The sequence below is a fragment of the Ruminococcus sp. CAG:379 genome (assembly GCF_000434255.1).
GTDB lineage: Bacteria > Bacillota > Clostridia > Oscillospirales > Ruminococcaceae > Ruminococcus_F > Ruminococcus_F champanellensis.
Genome location: NZ_FR894901.1, coordinates 8,118 through 12,497, shown reverse-complemented (window position 1 = coordinate 12,497; position 4,380 = coordinate 8,118). Strand labels below are relative to the sequence as shown.

The window sequence follows — 4,380 nt, the reverse complement described above, 5'->3', positions numbered from 1 at the left end:
GGAGCAGCGGCTGGTGCTGGGACTGAATCTGTATGGAAGTCAGGACATTGTGGTGGATTCGGCGGTAGTGCCGCTGTGGAGCAAAACCTTTGCACGGGTGCATGGAACACGGGTGTTCAGCGGAAATCATTTTTACTTGGAAGATCACAGGCAGGAGCTGCTTGCGGAAATTGATGCATTTGCCGAACAGGCAGAAAGGAACGCAGAAGGACATGTTGATTGAATTCAAAAATGCCGTCAAAAAATACGGGGACAATGCGGAGAATACGGTTTACGCCATGGATCATGTGGATCTTGGTATTCAGGAAGGGGAGCTTTGCGTGATCCTGGGCCCATCCGGTTCGGGGAAATCCACCCTGCTGAATATGCTGGGAGGCTTGGACAGACTGGATGAGGGCGCCCTGCTGGTAGGCGGCAAGGATCTGATGAAGCTGGGAAAAAACGAATTGACGGAGTACCGCCGTTCTCAGGTGGGCTTTGTGTTCCAGTTTTTCAATCTGATTCCGGATCTGACTGTGGAGGAAAATATTCAGGTGGCGTCTGACATTGCTTCCAACCCCATGGATCTGGACGCCCTGTTGCAGGATCTGGACATTGCCAAGTACCGGAGCCGTTTCCCCAAGGAGCTTTCCGGCGGGCAGCAACAGCGGGTTGCCATTGCCCGTTCGGTCATCAAGAATCCCAAGCTGCTGCTGTGCGATGAGCTGACCGGCGCTCTGGATTCCAAGTCCTCCCGCAGCGTTATCAGCCTGGTGGATCACATCAACCGGACTTACAAGACTACTACGGTGATCATCACCCACAATGAAGCCATCCGGGATGTGGCTGACCGGATCGTCCGGATCCGGGACGGCAAGGTGGTCAGCAACCAGCTGAATCCCAATAGACGCAAGGCTGAGGACATTGACTTATGAGAAAGATAAACAAGCGGTATTTCAGAAGCATGCGTACCAATCGCTCCTTTCACCTGGTGGTAATCCTGCTGACGGTGCTGATCGGTACGCTGATTATTGCGGCGATTTCCACTGCAAGCCTCATGGGGCAGGTGTACCGGCAGGGGATCCGGGACTGTAATACGGAGGATGCCCAGTTTATGACCATGTTCCCCATTCCGGAGGATCAGATCGGACAGTTGGAGGAGCAGTATAACGTAAAGCTGGAATCCATGACCTATTATGATGAAGAAGCCGACGATTATGTGCTGCGGCTGGCGGCAGAGAATACTGCCGTGAACACCTGTCAGGTGACTGCCGGAAATGCCCCTGCCGGTGACGGAGAGGTGATGCTTTCCGAGCGCTTTGCGGATGCACAGGGACTTCACATCGGCGACAGCGTGCAGATCGGCGGCAAGCAGTTTACCGTGTCCGGGTTCATGGTGCGGACGGATTATCTCTGCATGCTCCGGGCGCTGACGGATACCTTCCCGGATTACAACAGCTTCGGGTTGGCAGTTGGAACTTCTGCGGCGGTAGAAGCCATGCCGGATATCCATTCTTATTATGCGGTTCGCTTTGACCGGGACAATTCCCTGGAGTTCCGTAAGGAGGTCAATGAGGAGTTCCGGATTCTGAGCTATACGGCAGCGGCAAGCAACATGCGGATTCAGTCTGCTTTGAACCAGTCGGAGCTGGTTATGTCCGTGGCGGTGATCATTGCGCCGGTGCTGTACGGCATCGTGCTGCTGCTGATTGTTCTGATGCTGAGCAGAAAACTAAAGGCGGAGCAAAAGCAGGTCGGTACTCTGATTGCGCTGGGCTACCGACCCAGAGAGATCCGGCGGCATTATGCCCTGTACAGTCTGGTGCCCGGGGTGATCGGCAGCGTGCTGGGACTGATTTGCGGCTATGCTGCCACCTTCCCCTTCTCCCAGATGTATTTCAACTTCTTCGAGGCATTGCCCCATACTGTAACCGTCAAGCCGTTGCTGGCTGTGCTCGCTTTGGTGCTGCCGCCTCTGCTGTATGTATGCGCAGGGGATCTGACCGTGCGGCGTATGCTGCGGAAGGATCCGGTGCAGATGCTGCGGCAGACGGATGCAGGCAAGGCATCCAGCGGTGTGCTGGCAGACAAGCGCATGCCTTTCCGGCGGAAGTACCGGATCCGCTCCGTGCTGGGGCATAAGGCACGCTCGGCTGTGATCATCATCGGTGTGGCAGTCAGCACCCTGTGCATCCTCATGGGCTGGATCACGAAGGATTCGGCGGACAACATTGTGGACAGCTCGGTGGATCAGATTCCCTACAACTACTCCTATCTGCTGAATACCACGGAGTTCCAGCTGCCGGAGGGAGCGGAGGCAGCCCTGGTCAGCCGCTATGAACGGGATGACAGCACTCTGCTGTTCAGCCTGTGGGGCTATCAGGAGGATACAGCCTATTTCAAGATGCAGACCCTCAAGGGAGAGCCTATGGCGTATGGTTCCTATTACATGACCAATGCGGCGGCGGAATCCTATGGGGTGCAGCCCGGGGACAACTTTACCTTCCGGGATCTGATTACCACAGAGGAGCATACCATTCAGATTGCCGGGATCCTGGACGATAACATCAATTCGGCAGTGTATACCAGTACTGCCAATGCAGCTGAAATCATGGGCTATGATGCAGCGGACCGGAATACCATCGTCAGCAACGAAAAGCTGGAGCTGGACGCAGATATGGTTCTGTATGAGACTTCCAGAGAGGATTACCGGGAAAGCGTGAAATCCGCTGTACAGGTGTACTATAAGATGTGCTATATCGTGCTGTTTGTCGGCTTTATGCTTGGGGTGCTGTCCATGTATCTGATTTCCGGCATGATCGTAGAGGAAAACACCGTGAATATCTCCATGCTGAAAATTCTGGGCTACCGGAAGCGGGAGATCCGCAATCTGGTGCTGACCGGGAACCATCTGCTGCTTTGCATCGGTTTTGTGGTAGGCATCCCACTGGCACTGGCGGTGGGTGGCTCGGTGTGCGCATCCTCTGCGGAAACAACCGGCATGCTGATATCCCTGTATGTGAAGCCAGTCAGCTATGTGGTCACTCTGCTGATCGTGCTGGCGTCCTACCTGCTGTCTTTGGTACTGGCAGGCAGAAAGGTGGAGCGTATTGAAATGACAGAAAGCCTGAAACGGAACAATGAATAGCACCTTGGGCGGCAGTTTGCTGATTTCCCTGGAGGGGCATGCTGCAACGCCGGATCCGGCACTGCTGAAGCTGCTGCCTGCTGATCGGTTGGAACGTCTGCGCCGGTATGTGCAGACAGCGGATCGGCTTCGGTGCTATGCCGCCGGACTGGGAGCTATGTATCTGGCAGCCCGGTTGGCGGATTGCTCCCTCCGGCAGGTACAGCTGCATACCCCTCAATGGCAGCCGCCCTATGCCCTGTGCCGGGGGAAACGGCTCTGCATGAGCATCTCCCATGCCGGAGACTACGTGCTGTGTATGGGGGATTCTGCTCCCTGCGGCTGTGATGTGGAACAGATCCGGGATGTGCCGGAGTATATGGAGCTGGCACAGCGGTATTACAGCCCGGCGGAGTACGAAGCACTGCTGCGCATTCCGGAGGGATCGGCAAGACGGCAGGCATTCTTTACCCTTTGGACGGGAAAGGAGGCTTATGTGAAATGGCTGGGGATCGGCTTGTCCAGACCCCTGTCCACCTTTACGGTGTTCGTACAGGGCTCAGAGCTTTTGGCGGAGGATTCGGCTCTTACGGACGGCTGTCCTGCCGGCAGCACGATTACTGTTCCGGGCTATTGTATTTCCCGGTTTGGCGTGCATGCAAATGCCCCCTTGGACAGGATATCCTGCCGGGAACTGGAGGATCGGCTCCGGGCAGAAGGAAATGAGGATGAACATGAACATGAATACAACCTATACGGATCAGATCTATGAATCGGGCACGCTGCCGCCCCTGGGATGCATTCCAAGGCGCATGCATGCCTGGACCATCCGGCAGGATCGGCTGGGGGATCCCCTGACCGCATTCCGGGATGAGATCGTAGAACTGCCCGCTTTGAAGCCCCATGAGGTGCTGGTTGCCAATGTGTCCGTGGGCATCAACTACAACGGCATCTGGGCAGCCAGGGGTGCGCCGAAGAATGTGCTGGACGCCAACGGCACTTACGGAGATGACAGACAGTCCTTCCACATCTGCGGCTCGGAAGCGTCCGGCATCGTGTATGCTACAGGGGAAGCCGTGTCCAATGTCCGGGTGGGAGATCCGGTAATCCTGTCCGCTTCCAAGTACGATCCGGACTGTCCCTGGATCCGTTCCGGCGGTTTGCCGGAGTACAGTCCGACCTATCATATGTGGGGGTACGAGGGGAATTGGGGTGCTTTTGCGCAGTTTTCCAAGGTCAGCGACTATCAGTGCGTGCTAAAGCCGTCTGAACTG

At 56.0% G+C, this 4,380-nt stretch carries 4 protein-coding genes; all 4 read left to right on the top strand.

The genetic code is table 11. From position 1 onward, the window contains the following. Positions 1-212: 212 nt before the first annotated feature. Positions 213-914, top strand: coding sequence for an ABC transporter ATP-binding protein (locus QVO51_RS07235; protein ID WP_022357839.1), 702 nt, complete (start codon positions 213-215; stop codon positions 912-914). Next, entirely contained in the window at positions 911-3,127 is a 2,217-nt protein-coding gene (locus tag QVO51_RS07230) for an ABC transporter permease (protein ID WP_022357838.1), read from the top strand. The genes QVO51_RS07235 and QVO51_RS07230 overlap by 4 nt, the downstream gene beginning before the upstream one ends. After that, positions 3,120-3,878: a 4'-phosphopantetheinyl transferase family protein gene (locus tag QVO51_RS07225; protein WP_022357837.1), complete on the top strand. Its 759-nt coding sequence runs from the start codon at positions 3,120-3,122 to the stop codon at positions 3,876-3,878. Before QVO51_RS07230 ends, QVO51_RS07225 begins: the two co-directional genes overlap by 8 nt. Continuing rightward, positions 3,847-4,380, top strand: a 534-nt coding sequence (locus QVO51_RS07220; protein ID WP_288167980.1) for an alcohol dehydrogenase catalytic domain-containing protein, incomplete at its 3' end; no start/stop codon positions are given. The genes QVO51_RS07225 and QVO51_RS07220, both read left to right, overlap by 32 nt.